The sequence below is a fragment of the Cellulosimicrobium sp. I38E genome (assembly GCF_001647255.1).
Lineage (GTDB): Bacteria > Actinomycetota > Actinomycetes > Actinomycetales > Cellulomonadaceae > Cellulosimicrobium > Cellulosimicrobium cellulans_E.
Genome location: NZ_LUAZ01000036.1, coordinates 1 through 18,630 on the forward strand (window position 1 = coordinate 1; position 18,630 = coordinate 18,630).

The 18,630-nt window shown below is 75.0% G+C and carries 17 protein-coding genes; 11 read left to right on the forward strand and 6 right to left on the reverse strand.

What is annotated here, in order from left to right; all coding sequences use genetic code 11:
• The 5 genes from A0J59_RS12455 to A0J59_RS12475 all read left to right on the forward strand — a co-directional run.
• Positions 1-493 (forward strand): type II secretion system F family protein (locus tag A0J59_RS12455; protein WP_064316305.1); only part of this gene is annotated, 493 nt, incomplete at its 5' end.
• A 133-nt stretch (positions 494-626) separates the two neighbouring features.
• Positions 627-1,433 carry an aminoglycoside 3'-phosphotransferase gene (locus A0J59_RS12460; protein ID WP_082918993.1) on the forward strand — a complete coding sequence of 269 codons (807 nt, stop codon included), beginning with the start codon at positions 627-629 and terminating at the stop codon, positions 1,431-1,433.
• Between the two features lie 251 nt (positions 1,434-1,684).
• The gene (locus tag A0J59_RS12465) at positions 1,685-1,891 is read left to right on the forward strand and encodes a DUF4244 domain-containing protein (RefSeq protein WP_053369445.1); all 207 of its coding nucleotides are present in this window, start codon (positions 1,685-1,687) and stop codon (positions 1,889-1,891) included.
• Between the two features lie 3 nt (positions 1,892-1,894).
• Positions 1,895-2,347, forward strand: coding sequence for a TadE family type IV pilus minor pilin (locus A0J59_RS12470; protein WP_313661723.1), 453 nt, complete (start codon positions 1,895-1,897; stop codon positions 2,345-2,347).
• A complete protein-coding gene (locus tag A0J59_RS12475) occupies positions 2,344-2,811 on the forward strand; it encodes an Rv3654c family TadE-like protein (RefSeq protein WP_082918994.1) in 468 nt (155 codons plus the stop codon). Before A0J59_RS12470 ends, A0J59_RS12475 begins: the two co-directional genes overlap by 4 nt.
• A gap of 232 nt (positions 2,812-3,043) precedes the next feature.
• Here the strand turns inward: A0J59_RS12475 and A0J59_RS12480 are convergent, their stop codons facing one another.
• On the reverse strand, positions 3,044-5,554 hold the full coding sequence (locus A0J59_RS12480; protein ID WP_255365177.1) for a DEAD/DEAH box helicase: 2,511 nt from the start codon (positions 5,552-5,554) through the stop codon (positions 3,044-3,046).
• 102 nt (positions 5,555-5,656) lie between these two features.
• Here A0J59_RS12480 and A0J59_RS12485 point away from each other — a divergent pair, with 102 nt between their 5' ends.
• Complete coding sequence (locus A0J59_RS12485) at positions 5,657-6,316, forward strand: hypothetical protein (RefSeq protein WP_064316306.1); 660 nt, start codon at positions 5,657-5,659, stop codon at positions 6,314-6,316.
• A 71-nt stretch (positions 6,317-6,387) separates the two neighbouring features.
• On the opposite strand, the gene A0J59_RS12490 is transcribed toward A0J59_RS12485, so the two are convergent.
• Positions 6,388-7,785 (reverse strand): M18 family aminopeptidase, encoded by a 1,398-nt coding sequence (locus tag A0J59_RS12490; RefSeq protein ID WP_255365179.1) that lies wholly within the window; start codon positions 7,783-7,785, stop codon positions 6,388-6,390.
• 87 nt (positions 7,786-7,872) lie between these two features.
• Between A0J59_RS12490 and A0J59_RS12495 the strand changes: the two genes are divergently transcribed.
• Entirely contained in the window at positions 7,873-8,643 is a 771-nt protein-coding gene (locus A0J59_RS12495; protein ID WP_064316308.1) for an alpha/beta fold hydrolase, read from the forward strand.
• 76 nt (positions 8,644-8,719) lie between these two features.
• Here A0J59_RS12495 and A0J59_RS12500 read toward each other — a convergent pair whose 3' ends face one another.
• Both A0J59_RS12500 and A0J59_RS12505 read right to left on the reverse strand, forming a co-directional pair.
• Positions 8,720-10,147: a hypothetical protein gene (locus tag A0J59_RS12500; RefSeq protein WP_064316309.1), complete on the reverse strand. Its 1,428-nt coding sequence runs from the start codon at positions 10,145-10,147 to the stop codon at positions 8,720-8,722.
• A complete protein-coding gene (locus A0J59_RS12505) occupies positions 10,144-10,677 on the reverse strand; it encodes a sigma-70 family RNA polymerase sigma factor (RefSeq protein ID WP_047231616.1) in 534 nt (177 codons plus the stop codon). Before A0J59_RS12505 ends, A0J59_RS12500 begins: the two co-directional genes overlap by 4 nt.
• Positions 10,678-10,909: 232 nt before the next feature.
• Between A0J59_RS12505 and A0J59_RS12510 the strand changes: the two genes are divergently transcribed.
• Positions 10,910-13,225, forward strand: coding sequence for a sodium-translocating pyrophosphatase (locus A0J59_RS12510; RefSeq protein ID WP_064316310.1), 2,316 nt, complete (start codon positions 10,910-10,912; stop codon positions 13,223-13,225).
• An 84-nt stretch (positions 13,226-13,309) separates the two neighbouring features.
• Here A0J59_RS12510 and A0J59_RS12515 read toward each other — a convergent pair whose 3' ends face one another.
• On the reverse strand, positions 13,310-15,547 hold the full coding sequence (locus tag A0J59_RS12515; RefSeq protein ID WP_255365180.1) for a glycoside hydrolase family 3 N-terminal domain-containing protein: 2,238 nt from the start codon (positions 15,545-15,547) through the stop codon (positions 13,310-13,312).
• Between the two features lie 136 nt (positions 15,548-15,683).
• On the reverse strand, positions 15,684-16,367 hold the full coding sequence (locus A0J59_RS12520; RefSeq protein ID WP_064316312.1) for a TetR/AcrR family transcriptional regulator: 684 nt from the start codon (positions 16,365-16,367) through the stop codon (positions 15,684-15,686).
• Between the two features lie 107 nt (positions 16,368-16,474).
• Here A0J59_RS12520 and A0J59_RS12525 point away from each other — a divergent pair, with 107 nt between their 5' ends.
• The 3 genes from A0J59_RS12525 (at position 16,475) to A0J59_RS12535 (ending at position 18,569) form a co-directional block, all read left to right on the forward strand.
• Positions 16,475-17,212 (forward strand): DUF981 domain-containing protein, encoded by a 738-nt coding sequence (locus A0J59_RS12525; RefSeq protein ID WP_255365181.1) that lies wholly within the window; start codon positions 16,475-16,477, stop codon positions 17,210-17,212.
• 93 nt (positions 17,213-17,305) lie between these two features.
• On the forward strand, positions 17,306-17,923 hold the full coding sequence (locus A0J59_RS12530; protein WP_156532992.1) for a hypothetical protein: 618 nt from the start codon (positions 17,306-17,308) through the stop codon (positions 17,921-17,923).
• A gap of 109 nt (positions 17,924-18,032) precedes the next feature.
• Positions 18,033-18,569, forward strand: coding sequence for a hypothetical protein (locus A0J59_RS12535; RefSeq protein WP_064316314.1), 537 nt, complete (start codon positions 18,033-18,035; stop codon positions 18,567-18,569).
• Positions 18,570-18,630 lie beyond the last annotated feature (61 nt).

Genomic DNA, 18,630 nt, shown 5'->3' on the forward strand with positions numbered 1-18,630 from the left:
GGACTGGGGCGAGGGGGAGCGGGAGGCACGAGCCGGGGGTCGGGGACGGCCGGACGACACCGGGTCCCTCGAGACGGGCGTGCTCCTCGAGCTTCTCGCGGCGGCGGTCCGTTCCGGCGCGGCCGTCCCGCGTGCTCTGGACGTGGTCGGGTCGTGCGTCGGCGGTCGGGAGGGTGCCGGCCTGCGAGCCGCCGGTGCCGCGCTCCTCCTCGGCGCGTCGTGGGACGCCGCCTGGGCGACGGCGCCACCGCGGCTCGCGGTCGTGCAGCGCGCGCTGCGTCCGGCCTGGCTGCACGGTGCGGCCCCCGCGCCCGCGCTGCACGCCGCGGCGCAGGCGTCGCGCCAGGACCGGACCGCCGCGGCCAAGGCCGCCGCGGCGCGCCTCGCCGTCCACCTCGTCCTCCCGCTCGGCGCGTGCTTCCTCCCGGCGTTCGTGCTCGTCGGGCTGGTGCCCGTCCTCGTCTCTCTGGGTTCGGGCCTGCTGGGCGGGTAGTCGACCCTGCCGAGCTCTCGGGCTGTCGGGCTGTCGGCACCGGGCCCCGCGCCCGTGCCCGGTTCTTGCTCGTGCTGGGTCGAGCGCGAGTGCCGTTCCTGCCTACCGACGGGCCGCTCGCTACGGTGGGTCCATGGACGCGACCGCCGTCGGCCCGACCGTGCGGCGAGCCCTCGCCCAGGGGCTCTGGGAGGAGGGCGGTAGCGGCGAGTCGTCGGCGCGGGTCTTCGTGAGCACGGACCGTGCTCGGTACGCCAAGGTCGTGAGCGACGACCAGACGGCCGCGCTGGCCGGCGAGCGCGATCGCGTGCGGTGGGCCGCCGACCAGGGGATCCCCGGGCCCCGGTTGCTGGGATGGGCGAAAACCCCGGACGGGGCGGTCCTGACGACCAGCGCGGTGCCCGGGACGCCGGCCGACCAGGTCCGTCCGGACCAGGTCCGGCAGGCGTGGACGAACATCGTCGCGGCGGTCGCGGCGTTCCACGACGTCCCCGCCGGCGACTGCCCGTTCGACCGGGGGCTGCGCACGATGTACGCGCTGGCGCAGGACGTGGTGGCGCGTGGCGCCGTGCGCCGGGAGTTCCTGCGCCCCGAGCAGGAGGCTCGGACGGGTCGCGACCTGCTCGCCGAGCTCGCCGCCGAGATGCCCGTACGCGAGGAGCAGGAGGCTGCCGACCAGGTGGTCTGCCACGGCGACCTCTGCCTGCCCAACATCCTGCTCGACCCCGAGACGCTGGAGGTCTCCGGGTTCGTGGACCTCGGTCGCCTCGGCGCGGCCGACCGGCACGCCGACCTGTCGCTGCTGCTCGCGAGCGCGCAGGACACGTGGCCGGACGAGGCCCAGCACCTCCAGGACCAGCTCCAGCGGCTCTACGGCTCTCCGGTCGACGCGGACCGGCTCCGGTTCCACCTCCTCCTGGACCCGCTGACCTGGGACTGACGGTCCGCGCGCGGGCAGGGTCGTGGTCGCCTCGAGCGGCAACACCGGCGAGCGCGGGCCTCGGCACGTGCACGCGGGCGCGGTCCTTTCCGCGACGATGCCCCGAGGGGCGGGGACCGACGCCGTCCACAGGTCAGTCGCGCGAGGGTCCCGTCCACCGGCGGCGCGGGGCAGGGTGCGTGCCCGGTCGTCGACCCGCCACGGTGTCCTGGACCGCCCGCGGACGCGGGCCACGAGAGGGGAGACCTGACATGCCAGGACGGGTTCGGCGCGCGCTCGCGCGCCTGACGGGGACGAGCCAGGGACAGGACGGTGAGGCCGGTCTCGCGACCGCGGAGTACGCCATCGCGACCGTCGCGGCGGCGGGCTTCGCCGGGCTGCTCATCGTCGTGCTCAAGAGCGGCGAGGTGCGCGAGCTGCTGCTCGGCATCGTGCGCAGCGCGCTGTCGCTGGGCTGAGCCGTGCGACGGGACGCAGGCACGGGCACCGGTACGTGGCGCGGGTCCCGGCCATGGACGCTCTGCTCGCGGGAGGTCCGCCCGCGCGAGGTCCGCTCCCGCGGGATCCGGTCTCGGGACGACCGGGAGCGGGGTGCGGTCACGGCCGAGCTCGCCGTCGCGCTCCCGGCGGTCGTCCTCGTCCTCGTCGTCGTCCTCACCCTCGCCGCGGCGGCGGGCGCCCAGATGCGCTCCGCCGACGCGGCGAGGGCCGCCGCCCGTGCCGCCGCGATCGGTGAGGACGACGCGACCGTCCGCGCGACGGCGCTCCGGGTGGCCGGGGACGACGCGACCGTCGGCGTCGTGCGCGGCGACCCGTGGGTCGAGGTCCGCGTCACGACGCCCGTCGTCGGCGGGTGGCTCTCCGGGTCGCCACTGCGTGCGCGCGGCGAGGCCGTCGCGTGGGTCGAGCCATGACGCGGTACCCGGCCGTGGTCCGGCGAGGCTCGGCCGCGCGTGCACGGGCGGGGCGCCGCACCGGTCGCCGCGCGGCCCAGGCCGGGGTCGGGCGGCACGACACGGCGCCCGACGCGGAGCGAGGTGCGGGCACGGTGCTCGTGCTCGGCATCGTTGCCGCCGTGCTCGTGCTCGCCCTCGGGCTGGGCGCGCTCGCACACGCCCAGTCAGCACGCGGGGCGGCGCAGACCGGCGCCGACCTCGCGGCGCTCGCGGCGGCCACGGCCGCTCGGGACGGCTGGGACCCGTGCGGTCGTGCCCGCGAGGTCGCGGCGCGCAACGCGGTCTCGGTCACCGCGTGCGCCGAGCAGGACGGCGGGGTCGTGCGGGTGGACGTCACCTCGACCACCGGTGTCACCGTCCTCGGTGTCGCGCTGGGCCGGGCGAGCGCCGCCGCCCGCGCCGGCCCGGCGACCGCGCGCTGAACGAGCACCCTGGTCACGGTGACCACGGGCCACGGGCCACGGGCCACGGTGAGACGGAGCCGGGCGGGGTGGTGCTGGTGCCGCGTCCGTGGTCGTGCCTGGACGAGATCCCGACCGAGGACACGGCGGCCGCGAGGAACGAGCGGCGGACGGGAGACGCGGCACCACCAGCCACCCGACGACCCAGCGCACCGCGAGGTACGACCCGGTTCTCCCTCGGCGGCCCGCGGTTCTACGGCGTGGGGGCGTGGGCGAGGACGGCGTCGAGCAGGCGGACGGCGGCGGCCTTCTCGAGCGGGGCGTTGTACGACCCGCACTTGGGGGACTGGACGCACGCCGGGCAGCCGTCGTGGCAGGGGCAGCGCGCGATGGCGTCGCGCGTCGCGCGGAGCCACGTCGCGCCGAGCTCGTACCCGCGCTCGGCGAAGCCGGCACCGCCGGGGTAGGCGTCGTGCACGAACACGGTCGCCTCGCCGGTGTCGGCGTGCAGGGCGGTGGAGACGCCGCCGAGGTCCCAGCGGTCGCACGTCGCGAGGAGCGGGAGCAGACCGATCGACGCGTGCTCGGCGGCGTGCAGCGCGCCGGGCAGCTCGTCGGCGTCGACATCCGCCTCCTCGATCACCGACTGCGGGACGGTCCACCACACGGCCATCGTGGGGAGCGTGCGCTCGGGGAGGTCGAGCGTCTCCGTGCCGAGGACCTGCATGTCGAGGAGGCGGCGACGCTGGAAGCTCACGACCTGCGAGCACACGTCGACCGGGCCGTAACCCCAGCCGACGGGTCCCCAGGACCGTTCGACGACCTCGCGCCCCGCCGCGACGTCGCCGTCGGCGGGGTCGTCGACGATCGTGATGGACGTCGTAGAGCGGGACCACGTCCCGTGGTCGACGTCCTGGCGGCGCACGAGCGCGACGTGGTCGGCGAGGTCGAGGTGCTCGACGACGTAGGTGCGCCCCTGGTGGACGTACACCGCGCCGTCGTGGACGGACCCGTCCGCGGACGCGGCGTCGACCGTGCCGAGCAGCCGGCCGGTGCGCGCCTCGGCGACCCGCACGGGCGCGCCGCCCGAGCCGCGCAGGTCGGTCATGCCCGACGCGGGCTGTGCGTGCGTCCAGTACCAGCCGGACGCGCGACGGCGCAGCGCGCCGCGGGCGACGAGCACGTCGAGCAGACCGCGCACGGCGTCGGGGTCGCCGAACGCCGCGAGGTCGTCGGAGCGCAGCGGGTTCTCGGCCGCGGCCGCGCACAGGTGGGGCGCGAGCACGTACGGGTTCGCGGGGTCGAACACGGTCGCCTCGAGCGGGGCGTCGAACACGGCCTCGGGGTGGTGCACGAGGAACGTGTCGAGCGGGTCCTCCCGCGCGACGAACGCCACGAGGCCGTCCGCGCCCGCGCGCCCGGCGCGGCCCGCCTGCTGCCACACCGACATGCGCGTTCCCGGCCAGCCCGCGATGAGGACCGCGTCAAGACCCGAGATGTCGACGCCCAGCTCGAGCGCGTTGGTCGTCGCGAGGCCCAGGACGTCGCCGGTGCGCACGGCGTCCTCGAGCTCGCGCCGCTCCTCGGGCAGGTATCCGCCCCGGTAGGCGGCGACGCGCCGCACGAGCCGCGGGTCGACGACGCGCACGCTGTCCTGCGTCTGGACCGCGACCGACTCCGCCCCGCGGCGCGAGCGCGTGAACGCGAGCGTGCGCGCGCCCGCGATGACGAGGTCCGCGAGCAGGTCCGCGGCCTCGGCCGTCGCGCTGCGGCGGGGGTGCTCGGCCGCGGCGTCGACCGTCGTCGGGACGGTCGGGTCGTCGTCGTGCCCCTCGGCGGGACCGGCGGCGGTGGCCGGGTCGAAGCCCACGACGACGGGCGGTTCCCACAGCGCGAACGTCTTGCGCCCCGCGGGCGAGGTGTCCTGCGCGACCGTCACGACGTCGTCGGGCTCGACCCCCACGAGGCGCGCGGCGCTCGTCGCGGGGTCGGCCGTCGTGGCCGACGCGACGACGAACGTCGGCGGGCGGTCGCCCTCGCGCGCGTAGTGCGCGGCCAGGCGACGCAGGCGTCTCAGGACCAGGGACACGTGCGCACCGAACACCCCGCGGTAGGCGTGGCCCTCGTCGACGACGACGTACCGCAGGTCGCGCAGCAGCCGCGACCAGCCGCGGTGGTACGGCAGGAGCGCGAAGTGCAGGAAGTCCGGGTTGGTCAGCACGACGTCGGCGTGCTCGCGGACCCAGCGCCGCTCGTCCTGCCCGGTGTCGCCGTCGCACGTCGCGACCCGCACGTCGCGCGTCCCGGCCGCGTCGAGCAGCCGTTGGAGCCCCGAGAGCTGGTCGGCGGCGAGCGCCTTGGTGGGCGACAGGTAGAGCACGGCGCCACGTCGGGCGACCGACTCGATGCGGCCGGGGTCGAGGAGACGTGCGGCGGCGTCGGCCCGTACCGAGGAGAGGGCGGGGAGCCAGAACGCGAGCGACTTGCCGGATCCCGTCGAGGTGGCGAGCGCGACGTGCCGGCCCGACCACGCGGCGTCGGCCGCGACGACCTGGTGCTCCCACGGGCGGTCCACGCCGAGCGCGCGGTACCCCGCGACGAGCGACGCGTCGGCCCAGTCCGGCCACTCCGCCTGCGTGCCCGCTCGCGCGGGCAGCTCGCGCACGTGCAGCAGCCGCTCGTCGCGCCGCCCGCCCGCGCGCAGCACGTCGAGCAGGGCCGCGCTCGTCGGTCGCAGGGAGGTGGAGGCGGGGGCGTGCGGCACGCTCCGAGTCTCCCACCTCCGGCCCACCCTTCGGCCGACGGCGGTCGCGCTCGGGACCTCCGGCCCTCGCGCCAGGCACGGCGCGCGGCCGAGGATCGGGTCATGGGAGCGGTGCGTGGGGTCCGGTTCGTGGCGACGACGGCGCTCGCCGTCGGGGCGCTCCTGCTCACCCGGCGCATGACCCAGACGTGGGGCACGTGGGAGGGCGAGCACGAGTGCGTGCTCCCGGGCGACGACCTCGTGCCCGACGCGCGCGCCGTCGTCGCGACGCGCGCGGTCACGGTCGACGCGCCGCCGTCGGAGGTCTGGCCGTGGCTGGTGCAGCTCGGTCAGGGACGTGGCGGGTTCTACTCCTACGACGCGCTGGAGAACCTGGTCGGCCTGGACATCCGCAGCGCGGACGCGATCGAGGAGCGCTGGCAGGGCTTGGCCTTGGGCGACGACGTCCACCTCGCCGACGAGGCCGTCCTGCGCGTCGCGCTCCTGGAGCCGGGCTCGCACCTCGTGCTGCTCGGCGCCCCCGGCTCGGCGCAGCCGGACACGATGCCGTTCCGGTTCTCCTGGGCGTTCGTCGTCCGCCCGCTCCCGCCGGGCGAGGACGGCACGCCCCGGTCGCGTCTGCTGGTCCGTGAGCGGTACCTGCCACTGGGCGCCGCGGGCCGGGCCGTCGTCGAGGCGGTGCAGCCCGTGAGCTTCCTCATGACGCAGAAGATGCTGCGCGGCATCCGCACCCGCGCCGAGCACGCCGCCGCACCCCGCTGACATGCGGTGGTGTCCCGTCAGGGTCGTGCGACGGGAGCCCACCGCATGCTCGGCGGGGCCCGCGGGGCGGGTCAGCCGCGGAAGACCTCGACCACCGCGCGGGAGAGGTACCACGGGTCGACGACGGCGGTCAGCTCGCGCGCGGAGTGCATCGAGAGGATGGGGACGCCGACGTCGACCGTGCGGATGCCGAGGCGGGTCGCGGTGAGCGGGCCGATCGTCGAGCCGCACGGCACGGTGTTCTTCGACACGAACTCCTGGCTCGGCACCCCGGCCCGTGCGCAGGCCCGCGCCCAGGCCGCCGCGCCGTGCGCGTCGGTCGTGTACCGCTGGTTGGCGTTGATCTTGAGGATCGGCCCGCCGCCCGCGAGGGGCCGGTTCGCGGGGTCGTGGCGCTCCGGGTAGTTGGGGTGCACCGAGTGCCCGACGTCGCTCGACACGCAGAGCGACGCCGCGAGCTGACGATGCCGCTCCTCGTCGGTCGCGCCGAGGCCGGCCGCGACCCGGTCGAGCACGTCGGCGAGGAACGGGCCCGACGCCCCGGAGCGCGACTCCGACCCGATCTCCTCGTGGTCGAACGCGGCGAGCACGGGGATCGCGTCGCCCTCGACGGGCCGGTGGGGCGTGCCCGCGACCTCGAGCAGCGCGACGAGCCCGGCGTGCACCGACAGCAGGTTGTCGAGCCGCCCGGACGCGAGGAACGCGCCGTGCGCACCGAAGACGCGCGGCGACTGCGTGTCCGCGACGACGACGTCGTACCCGGCGACCTCGCTCGCACGCACGCCCGCGTGGTGAGCGAGCTCCGCGAGCACGTCCCCGCCGCTCGTCCCGTGCGGCGCGCCCGCGGCGTCGGACCCGGCCGGCCCCGACGCCGACGCGAGCCCCCACACGGGCTGCGTGTGCTGCTGCTTGTCGAGCGCGAGCCCGTCGTTCGCCGCGCGGTCGAGGTGGATCGCGAGCTGCGGGATGCGCAGGAGCGGCCCGGTGCGCACCAGGTGCTCCTCGCCGTCGACCGTGACCAGGCGTCCGGCGAGCTCGAGCTCGCGGTCGAGCCACGAGTTGAGCAGCGGCCCGCCGTAGACCTCCACGCCTGCCTGCCACCAGCCCTCGCGGCCCACGCTCGGGCGCGGCTTGAGCTTGAAGCCGGGGGAGTCGGTGTGGGCACCGAGGATCGCGAACGGCGTCGTCGCGGTCGCGCCGGCCGGGACCGCCCAGGCGATCACCGCGCCGTCGCGCACGACGACGTACCGCCCGCCCGCGGGCCCGTCGCCCCCGCCGCCGCCCGCCGACGGCCACGCCGCCGTCTCGTCGAGCCGCTCGAAGCCCGCAGCCTCCAGGCGGCGCGCGACCTCGTGGGCCGCGTGGTAGGACGACGGGGACGCCTCGACGAACGTCGCGAGGTCCTGCGCGTGCGCGTGCGCGCGCTCGTGGGGGGTGGGGTCGGTCACGGGGGTGCTGGGCGTCGACACAGGCTCCACCCTACGCACGCCCAGGAGCGCTCCGTAGGGTGGTCGAGGCCGGGTGCCGGAGCGTGGCGCGAGAAGAACGGAGTCCACATGACCTGGGTCGTCCTGCCGGGCCTCGCCCTGACCCCCGAGGACTTCGTCCCTCTCGCGCGCGCCCTCGGCGCCGCGGGCGGCACCGACGACGTCCGCGTCCTCGACGCGTGGCGCGTGCCCGTGACGGGACCGGTCGACGCGGTGCGCGCCGGGCTCGGCGTCGACGGGTCGGAGCCCGTCGACCTCGTCGGGCACTCCGTCGGCGGGCTCACCGCGCTCGAGTGGGCGCTGCTCCACCCGGACGAGGTCCGCCGTCTCGTGCTCCTCGACCCGACGAGCCCGTGGGAGGCGCACCTCCCGGCGTTGCACACGGGGCGGGCCCTGGCCCGGGCGGGCACCGCGGCGGCGAGCGTGCTCGCGGCCGGCCTCGCCGTGACGGGACCGGAGCTGCGCCGCGTGGGCGTCCGGGTGGTCGCGCGTCGGCCGGACCGCCTCCCGCACCACGTCTCCCGCGCCCGCTACGGGTCGCGCGACGCGTGGACGACGCTCGCCCACCAGTGGTTCGCGAGCTGGGAGCAGGCACCGCGCGTCCGTGCTCTGCTCGACGGCGGCCGCGCGCTCCCCACGTCCGTCGACCCCCTGCTCGTCACCGGGCTCCGGGCGAGCGCGCGCTTCCTGCGCCAGCAGCGCGAGCTCTCCGACCGGCTCGCCGTCCCGCGCGTCGGCCTCGCGGGCGAGGGCCACCTCTTCCCGCTCACCCGGCCCGACGTCGTCGCGCACCTCGCGCTGGGCTCAGCCGGTGGGGGGACCGCGAGCGCCGTGGCGTGATGGCGGGTCCGCCGGGAGCGCCTCCACGATGCGCGCACCGCGGTCCGGTGACGAAGGCGACCGGGCCCGCGGTCGCTCAGCGGACGACGAACGACGCCGGCTCGGAGACCAGCCAGCCCTCGAAGAGAGGAGCATCGTCGCCGGTCTGGGTGGCACCCCAGGAGCCATCCTTCTGCAACAGGCTGTACGACGTGATCGTCCAGGGCAGGAGCCCGTAGTAGGTGTACGTACCGGGAGGCAGGGTCTCTCCCGTGGCGGCGCCGTCGTCACAGCGGATCTCGGCGGAGTACTCGAACGGCACCGGCTCCTCGGCGGCGAGCACCGTGGTCCGCAGGTCCGCCGACGTCCGGGAGCTCGACCTCGTGGAGCTGACGATCAAGCCGTCGCGCACCACGACGTAGGCGTTCGCCGTGGTCGGGTAGGCGGCCCGGACCTGGGCGAGCGAGTCGCCGTAGAGCATCGAGGCACGCGTCGTGGTCGTGCCCGACCCCACCTGGATCGCCCCCGGTCGAGCCAGGTACGCGAGGACCGACGTCGACGGCGTGGGCGCGGGCATGCCGCACTCGAGGTCTGCGGACGTGGGCCCGGACGGGAACGTCGTGGACGGGCCCGTGGCTGCGTGCAGGAGGGGGTCCGGCGCCTCGGCCCCCTCCGCCTGCCCGGGCGGGTCCGGCGGGTCGACGACGACCGGCACGGTGGTGGAGACCAGCCAGCCGTCGAAGAGCGGTGTCGCGCGGCCCGCGCCCGACGGTGACTCCCCGTCGTCGTGGGTCTCCGCCGCGTGGGGCAGGACGGTCCACGGCACGATGACGGCGAGCTCGTACTCGCCCGGCTCCAGCGAGGGCGACTCGCCCGCGCCGTAGAGGTCGCAGACGGCGAACGAGTCGACGGAGAGAGCGAGGGGGACGACGGACCCGGCGGCGAGCTCGGTCGGTGCCTCGTCGTGCGCCGGGTCGGGCCACCTGGCGGTGGTCGAGACGATCGTGCCGTCCTGGACCAGCACGTAGCCGGCGCGCACCGTGGGGTCGAGCGCGACCACGTCGGCGCCGTCCTCGACCCGGAGCTGCGCGACGACGTCGGCGAGCCCGGGCGAGGGCACCGACAGGGCGGAGGTCTCGACGGTCGCGGTCGCGAGCAGGTCGGCGCCGGTGGCGGCCGGGGCCGGGCTGCCGCAGCGGAGGTCGTCCTCGGTCACTGGCGCGGGGAAGTCGGCCGGGTGCGTGGGGCCAGGGTCCGTCGGCGTGGGGTCGGGGCTCGGTGCGGGCGCCGGCATGAGGGGCTCGGGACTGCGGTCCCAGGCTGCCGTGACGCCCACGCCACCGAGGACGAGCGCGAGAGCGGCGGCGGTACCGACCAGCGCCGCGCGGCGACGACGGGCGCGCCGCACGGCCCCGTGCAGGCGCTCGCGGGCGATCGCGTCGGCGGTCGTCGGGTGTACCGCGTCGGCGGCGGAGTGCAGAGCTCCCTCGAGGTCGAAGGGCTCGTCGGGGATGGGCCGGTTCATCGCGCACCTCGCTGGTTCTGCACGGTCAGGTCGTCGTCGGTCGCTCGGACCGGGCCCAGGCGGGCGGCGAGCTTGGCGTTCGCGTCGCTGAGATACCTCTTGGCCGTCCCTTCGCTGATCCCGAGCTGCGTGGCGACGCTCCGGACGGGTAGGTCGCTGAAGTACCGGAGGACCACGCAGGCGCGCTCTCGGGGCGAGAGCGCGCCGAGCGCCTCCACGATGTCGAGGCGTACCTCGGGGAGGTGCGTCGTGTGCGTCTCGGGTCGAGGACCGAGCAGGTGCAGCACCCCGTCCCATCGCTTGCGGCGGCGTGTGCCGTCCACGAAGGCCGTGAGGATCGAACGGCGCACGTAGCTCTCGGCGAGCTGGAAGTCCGTCGCGGCGCGGCCGCGGCGAAACGTCCGGAAGAGGGCTTCCTGGACGAGGTCCTCCGCCTCGGCGGCGTCCCCCGTGAGGAGGTAGGCGTACCCCACGAGCGCCCGTCGCCGCGTGCGGACGATCTCGTCCAGCACCGTTTCCCAACGCGCCATCGCGCATGCCTCCTGCTTGTCGTGAACACCGTCGCCCTTCTCAACGACCGTGTCGAGCATTCGGTTGGGGGTCGCGCGCACATTCCCTCACGACGTGGCGCAGCACGAGCAGGGGCTCGCTTGTGAGGCCGTGCACGAGTGGTCGTGACGCACGCCACACGTGCGTAGACTCACCCCCATCGCTCCGGCAGGGGACCGGCGCGACGGTCGCGCGGTTCGTCAAGGAGGACGGATGCTCACGCTCGGTTCGGAAAGTCTCACCATCGTCACCGTCATCGCGGTGATCGCGCTCGTCGCGCTGGTCTTCGCGTTCGTCCTGCGCAGACAGGTCCTCGCCGCCGACGACGGCACGGCGAAGATGCAGGACATCGCCCAGGCCGTGCAGGAGGGCGCCGGGGCCTACCTGAGCCGCCAGTTCCGCACGCTCGCCCTGTTCGCGGTGATCGTGTTCGGCCTGCTGTTCCTGCTGCCCGGTGACGGCGGCATCCGCGTCGGGCGCTCGGTGGCGTTCCTCGTCGGCGCGGGGTTCTCGGCGGCGATCGGCTACCTCGGCATGTGGCTCGCGGTGCGGGCCAACGTGCGCGTCGCGTCGGCCGCGACCCGGCCCGGCGGACGCACCGAGGGCGCGCGCATCGCGTTCCGGACGGGCGGCGTCGTCGGCATGTCGGTCGTCGGCCTCGGTCTGCTCGGCGCCGCGGGGGTCGTGCTGATCTACAAGGGCGACGCCCCGGCCGTGCTCGAGGGCTTCGGCTTCGGTGCCGCGCTGCTCGCCATGTTCATGCGCGTCGGCGGCGGCATCTTCACCAAGGCGGCCGACGTCGGCGCGGACCTGGTCGGCAAGGTCGAGCAGGGCATCCCCGAGGACGACCCGCGCAACGCCGCGACGATCGCGGACAACGTGGGCGACAACGTGGGCGACTGCGCCGGTATGGCCGCCGACCTCTTCGAGTCGTACGCCGTGACGCTCGTCGCGGCGCTCATCCTCGGCAAGGCGGCCATGGGCGAGGAGGGCCTCGTCTTCCCGCTCGTGGTCACCGCGATCGGCGCGCTCGTCGCCGTGCTCGGGGTCTTCATCACGCGCGTGCGCGGCCAGGAGAACGGGCTCAAGGCCATCTACCGCGGCTTCTACCTCTCCGCGCTCATCGGCGCGGTGCTCGCCGCCGTCGCGGCGTTCGTCTACCTGCCGTCGTCGTTCTCGGCGCTCGACGGCACCGCGGACCTCGGCGACCTGTCGGGCCTCGCGGCCGACCCGCGCGTCGTCGCGAGCCTCGCGGTCGTCATCGGCATCGTCCTCGCGGGCATCATCCTGTGGATCACGGGCTACTTCACCGGCACGACGTCGAAGCCGACGCTGCACGTGGCGGCCACCTCGCGCACGGGCGCGGCGACCGTCGTCCTGTCGGGCATCGGCGTCGGGTTCGAGTCCGCGGTGTACACGGCGGGCGTGATCGCCGCCGCGATCTGCGGCCTGTTCCTCCTCGCGGGCGGCTCGGTGTGGCTCGCGCTGTTCCTCGTCGCGCTCGCCGGGTGCGGGCTGCTCACCACGGTCGGCGTCATCGTCGCGATGGACACGTTCGGCCCGGTCTCGGACAACGCCCAGGGCATCTACGAGATGTCGGTCGGCGAGTCCGGCGACGGCGACGCGGAGGCGGCGCAGATCCTCACGGACCTCGACGCGGTGGGCAACACGACGAAGGCCATCACCAAGGGCATCGCGATCACGACGGCCGTCCTCGCGGCGACGGCCCTCTTCGGGTCGTACGCCGACGCCGTGAGCCACGCGCTCGCAGACGTCGAGGCGGTCGGCAGCGGCCTCGTCACCGCCATGCTCGACTACCAGATCATCTCGCCCATCACGCTCGTGGGCCTGATCCTCGGTGCCGCGACGGTCTTCCTGTTCTCCGGCCTCGCGATCGACGCCGTGACACGGGCCGCCGGGGCGATCGTCTTCGAGGTGCGACGTCAGTTCCGCGAGCACCCCGGGATCATGACGTTCAAGGAGCGCCCCGAGTACGGCAAGGTCGTGGACATCTGCACACGCGACTCGCTGCGCGAGCTCGCGACGCCGGGTCTGCTCGCCGCGTTCGCGCCCATCGCGGTCGGGTTCGGCCTGGGCGTCGGGCCGCTCGCCGGCTTCCTCGCCGGGGCGATCGGTGCGGGGGTGCTCATGGCGGTGTTCCTCGCCAACTCCGGCGGCGCGTGGGACAACGCGAAGAAGATCGTCGAGGACGGCGCGTACGGGGGCAAGGGCTCCGAGGCGCACGCGGCGACCGTCATCGGCGACACGGTCGGCGACCCGTTCAAGGACACGGCCGGTCCGGCGATCAACCCGCTCATCAAGGTCATGAACCTCGTGTCCGTGCTCATCGCCCCCGCGGTGGTGCTCATGAGCGTGCCGGACGACGCGAACCACGCGCTGCGCATCGGTATCGCGGTCGTCGCGGCGGCGATCGCGTTCGGCGCGGTGATCATGTCGCGGCTCCGCGCGGCGCGCGTCGACCGCGAGCAGTCCACGGTGGAGCCGGAGCGCATCGCGACCGGCGCCTGACCGTCGCGGACCAGCACGGACGAGGACGCCCGGGCCGTGCGCGGCCCGGGCGTCCTCGTCCTGGTCCAGCGGACGGGCGTGCTCTCAGCCCTTGACGGTGAACGGCGCGCGCAGGAGCGCGTCCTCGCGGGACGACGGGCCGACGCGGAGCTCGAACTCGCCGGGCTCGACGACCCGGCGGCCCTGGGCGTCGACGAGCGTGCAGTCCGCGACGGGCACCTCGAGGTCGACCGTCACCCGCTCTCCCGGTGCGAGCGCGACCTTGCGGTACGCCTTGAGCTCCTTCTCGGCCCACGTCACGGACGTGACCGTGTCGCTCACGTAGACCTGCACGGTCTCGCGGACGGGCCGCGTGCCGGTGTTGGTGAGCGTGACCTGGGCGCGCACGACGTCGTCGGGGCCGTGCACCGAGCCGAGGACGCGCAGGTCCGCGTAGTCGACCGTCGTGTAGCTCAGGCCCTCGCCGAAGGCGAACGCGGGGCTCTGGGTGAGGTCGGCGTACCGGTCGCCGTGCTGCCCGCGGACCACGTTGTAGTACGTGGGCTGCTGGCCGGCGTGGCGGGCGAACGAGATCGGGAGCCGGCCCTCCGGCTCGATCTGCCCGAGCACGAGCTCCGCGACGGCCTGGCCGCCGCGCATGCCCGGGTTCGCCGCCCAGACGATCGCGGCCGCCGCGTGGGCGGACGGCGGGAGCACGAGCGGCTTGGACGCGACGACGACGACCACGACGGGGGTGCCGGTCGCGACGAGCGCGTCGAGCAGGGCGACCTGGCCGCCGACGAGCTCGAGCGTCGCCGTCGACTTGCCCTCGCCGACGAGCTCGATCCGGTCGCCGACGACGGCGACGACGAGGTCCGCCTCGCGCGCCGCGGCCACGGCCTCGGCGATCCGCGCGTCGTCGGGCTCGGCGGGCACGACGACCTGCGGCCGCGGCTGGCCGTCGGGGAACAGCTCGCCCTCGGGGTCCGGCTCGAGCGTGAGGATGTCGGCGCCGCGCGCGTGCGTGACCGTCCAGTCCTCGGGGACGAGGGCGCGGAAGCCGTCGAGCACGGTCGTGGTCATCTCGCGCGGGTGGCCGTCGGGCAGCCAGTCGGCCTGGCCCGACGCGCCGGCCCAGTCGCCGAGCTGCGTGTGGTCGTCGTCCGCGTTGGGCCCGACGACGGCGACCGTCCGCCCGCCCGTGAAGGGGAGCGTGCCGTCGTTCGTGAGCAGGACGAGCGAGCGCCGCGCGACCTCGAGGTTGACGGCGGTGTGCTCCGCCGACGCGATGACGGCCTCCTGGCGCGCGACGTCGGGGCGCCGCGGGTCCTCGAACAGCCCGAGCCGGAACTTGAGCGTGAGGATGCGACGCACGGCCGCGTCGATCGCGGCCTCCTCCACGAGGCCGCGCGCGACCGCCTCGAGCGCGCCCTCGAAGAACTTGGGCGTGGTCATGATCATGTCGTTGCCCGCGCGCACGGCGGCGGCGGAGGCGTGCACGTAGTCGGGCTGGATGTGCTGCTCCCAGACCATGCGGCCGACGTTGTCCCAGTCGGTGACGAGCGTGCCCGTGTAGCCCCACTCGCCCCGCAGGACGTCGTCGAGCAGCCAGCCGTTGACGGTGACGGGCACGCCGTCCATGGACTGGTAGCCAAGCATGAACGTCGCGCAGCCCTCGCGCGCGACGCGCTCGAACGGGGGCAGGAACCAGGACCGGAGCTTGCGCGGCGAGATGTCGGCCTCGCTCGCGTCGCGGCCGCCCTGGGTCTCGGAGTAGCCGGCGAAGTGCTTGGCGGTCGCGAGGATCCCGGTCGGGTCCGCGAGGCCGTCGCCCTGGTACCCGCGCACCATCGCCGACGCGAGCTCGCCGATGAGGTACGGGTCCTCGCCGAACGTCTCGTCGACGCGCCCCCAGCGCAGGTCGCGCGCGATGCACAGCACGGGGGAGAACGTCCAGTGGACGCCGGTCGCGGCGACCTCGACCGCCGTGGCGCGCGCGACCTGCTCGACGAGCTCGGGGTCCCACGTGGCGGCCATGCCGAGCTGCGTGGGGAAGATCGTCGCGCCGACCCAGAAGGAGTGGCCGTGGATGCAGTCCTCGGCGACGAGCAGGGGGATGCCGAGCCGGGTCTGACCCGTGAGCGCGTGAGCCTCGACCACGTTCTGCGGGGACGTGTGCAGCAGCGACCCGGCGTGCTTGTCCAGGACCGCCGGCCCGACGCCGTCGCGCGCGTCGAGCTGGAGCATCTGCCCGACCTTCTCGGGGAGCGTCATCCGCGCGAGGAGGTCCTCGACGCGGTCGGCCACGGGCAGAGCGGGGTCGAGGTAGGGGAGGGTACTCACGGACGGTCCTTCCACGGCGACGGCGACGGTTCCCCGGGGCGGTGCGCGTCGGGCGGGTCGCCACCGACGCGCTCGGGAGCCCGGGCGCGGCCACTCTACCGGTAAAACTGAATAACCGGTAAGTAAGTTTGAGCGATCAGTGCCAGTGGTCCAGGAAGCGCGCGACCGTCTCCGTCGCATGGTCCAGCACGCGCCCGTCCTCCGCCGCCGCGGCGGAGAGCAGCGCCGCGTCGACCACGTGCGCCACCAGGTCGACGTCCGTCACGTGCGCGTGCCCCGACGCGTCCAGCACGCTCCGTGCCGCCGCGAGCAGACGCGGCCGCGACGCGCGCATGATCGGCCGCAGCGCAGGGTCGCGCATCGCCGTGAGCATCGGGTCCAGCCGCACGTCGACCACCGTGTCGTCCACGTGCGGCGCGTACAGCGTCTCGATCAGCTCGCGCGCCGTCGCCGCGCTCGAGCGAGGCTCCCGCGTCAGCGCGTCCGCCCGCTCCTGCGCCGCCGTCGCGCGCACGTCCTCCGCGGCCTCGACCGCCGTCGAGACCAGCGACGCGCTCGTCGGGAAGTAGTACGACGCCGAGCCCTGCGGCACGCCCGCAGCGCGCGCCACCTGGCGGTGGGTCACGGCCCCGAATCCTTGTTCGATGAGCAGGTGCGCCGCCGCCTCGACCATCGCGCGCTGCCGCTGCGCGCTGCGTCCCTGCACCGTGGCTCGCGCGCCGTGCGCCGGGTCGTGGAGCGTCTCGCGCGTCGCCCCGGCTCCGGCGTTCTCCCCGTCGCGCCGCTCTGCCCGGTCGATGGTGCCCGCTCCGTCGTCCACGGGGCCATCGTAGTGAGGCGGTCGCTCCTGCCGGGGGACGTGCGGCCACCCCGGGGAATAACCTATACGTGCGTATGGTTCTTGCCCACGAGTCGTGAGTGCGGCTCGTGGGAACGAACGAGGAGTGGACAGAGATGGTCGCCGCCGAGGGGCTCGTCATCGACTGGGCGCAGATGCCCACCTACAACACCGTGATGTCCGTCGCCGTCGGCGCCGGGCTGATCCTGCTGGTCATGCTCGGCCGTGAGCTGCTGCGGTCGCCGGGGAAGGTCGTCGTCGAGGGGTGGTCGCTCGCGTTCGGCGTGCTCGGCTCGATCCTCACGGCGACGGGGCTGCACATGACGCTCACGTGGCCGCTCGCCGCGGGGGGCTTCCCGTTCGACAACATCATCTTCGGTGAGACGAGCCTCGCGTTCGGCGTGCTGCTGCTCGCGGCGGCGTTCTACCTGTGGACGCGCGGTCGCGCGGCGCTCGAGCGCGCGGACGCGACCGAGCACCTCCAGGCCGTGGCCCGCCCCGTCTCGGTGTTCGTGCTCGGCATGGGCCTCGGGCTCGTCGCCATCGCGATCGCGGGCGTGACGTACCAGCTCTTCGCCGCGCCGCCGGAGGAGCCCATCTCGGGCGCGTTCGCCGCCTACCCGCTCGTCGAGGCGATCTTCATGTCCGGGCTGATCGCGCTCGTCGGCGTCGGGGCGATCCTCTTCCCGTTCGCGGTGCGCTCCGGTCGCCGCGCCGTCCGAACCGTCATCGGGTGGGCCTGGGGCCTGTCCGGGGTGGCGTTCCTGCTGTTCGGCGCGATGAACTTCTTCACCCACATCGGGCTCATCGTCAACACGATGGGCTGACGACGGGCCGACGCCGAGCGGCGGGACAGGACCCCGTGGGCCGGGACGGCTCGCGGGGTTCGCCTCGCGCGCGCGAGGCGTCATCATAGGGCCATGCAATCACCGGTGCGCGTCGTGGCACACGCCGCGGTCCTCGCCGTCGTCGCCGGGCTCTGCCTCGCCGTCGTCGCGAGCGGCGCGTTCGACGTCGTGTCGCTGCCCGACGCGGCACCCGCCGCCGCACCGTCCCCGCCCGCCGCGGCGGAGGGCGACGACGCCGCCCCGGTGGACGGCGGCGGTGCCGGCACCCCGGGGGCCGTGCCCGACGACGGGGCGGCCGAGCCGGGGGACGGGGACGAGGGCGCGACGGCGGATCCCGCCGCCCCGACCGTCGTCGACCCGGTCTGCCGGGACGCGGAGGTCGCGTGGGGGGCCGCGGCCAAGGCGCAGGTCAACCTCACCGTCGAGCACCCCGAGGCGCTCGTCGAGGGCTTCACGACGGCGCGGGACGCGCTCACCGGGGCCACGCCACCGGGCGAGATCGCCCGCGACTGGGCCGTCGTGACGACCTATCTCACGATGATCGCCGACGAGGTCGAGGCGACCGGCGCGCGCGACACGGGCGAGCTGTCCCGGGCGATCGACCGCGTCGGGCGACGCATCGACACGGCCGCGCTCACGACGTCGTCGCAGGCCGTCACGGACTACTTCCGGGCGGGCTGCGCGCGCTGACCGGGGCACGGCGGTCTTTTCACCCGGTGGCGCTCGACACATGGGGAGGGCTCCCCACCTCGGCGGTTTGGGGGCGCGCGAGGCACCGACATGGGAAACCATGGGTCCCATGCGCAACCGACTGACGATCACGAAGACCACGACCGCCCTCGCGACGAGCGCCCTGCTGGTGCTCGGCCTGGCCGCCTGCAGCGGCTCGGGCGACGACGCGAGCACCGACTCCGAGACCACCGCGTCGGAGGAGACGACCCCGGCCGAGGACGAGGCCAGCGACACCACCGAGTCGGAGGAGCCCACGGAGGAGGAGTCCGGCGACGCCGAGGCGTCGGGCGATTTCTGCACGGCCTACGAGACCCTCATCGACGCCCAGAGCTCGCTCGGCTCGATCGACACCAGCGACCCTGCCGGCGCCGTGACCGAGTTCGAGACGTTCACCGCGTCGCTCGAGGCTGCCGAGGCTCCCGCCGAGATCAGCGCCGACTGGGACAACGTGACCGGCGTCTTCCGCCAGCTCACCGACACGCTCAAGACCGCGGTCGACGACCCGGCCAGCGCCGACATGTCCGCCATCACGTCGGCCATGACCGACGAGACGTTCCAGACCTCCGCGCAGAACGTCGCGGTGTACGGCACGCAGAACTGCTGACGTCCCCTGCTCCCACCGGACCCCGGCCCGCCTCGGCGCGCCGGGGTCCGGTGCGTCCGGG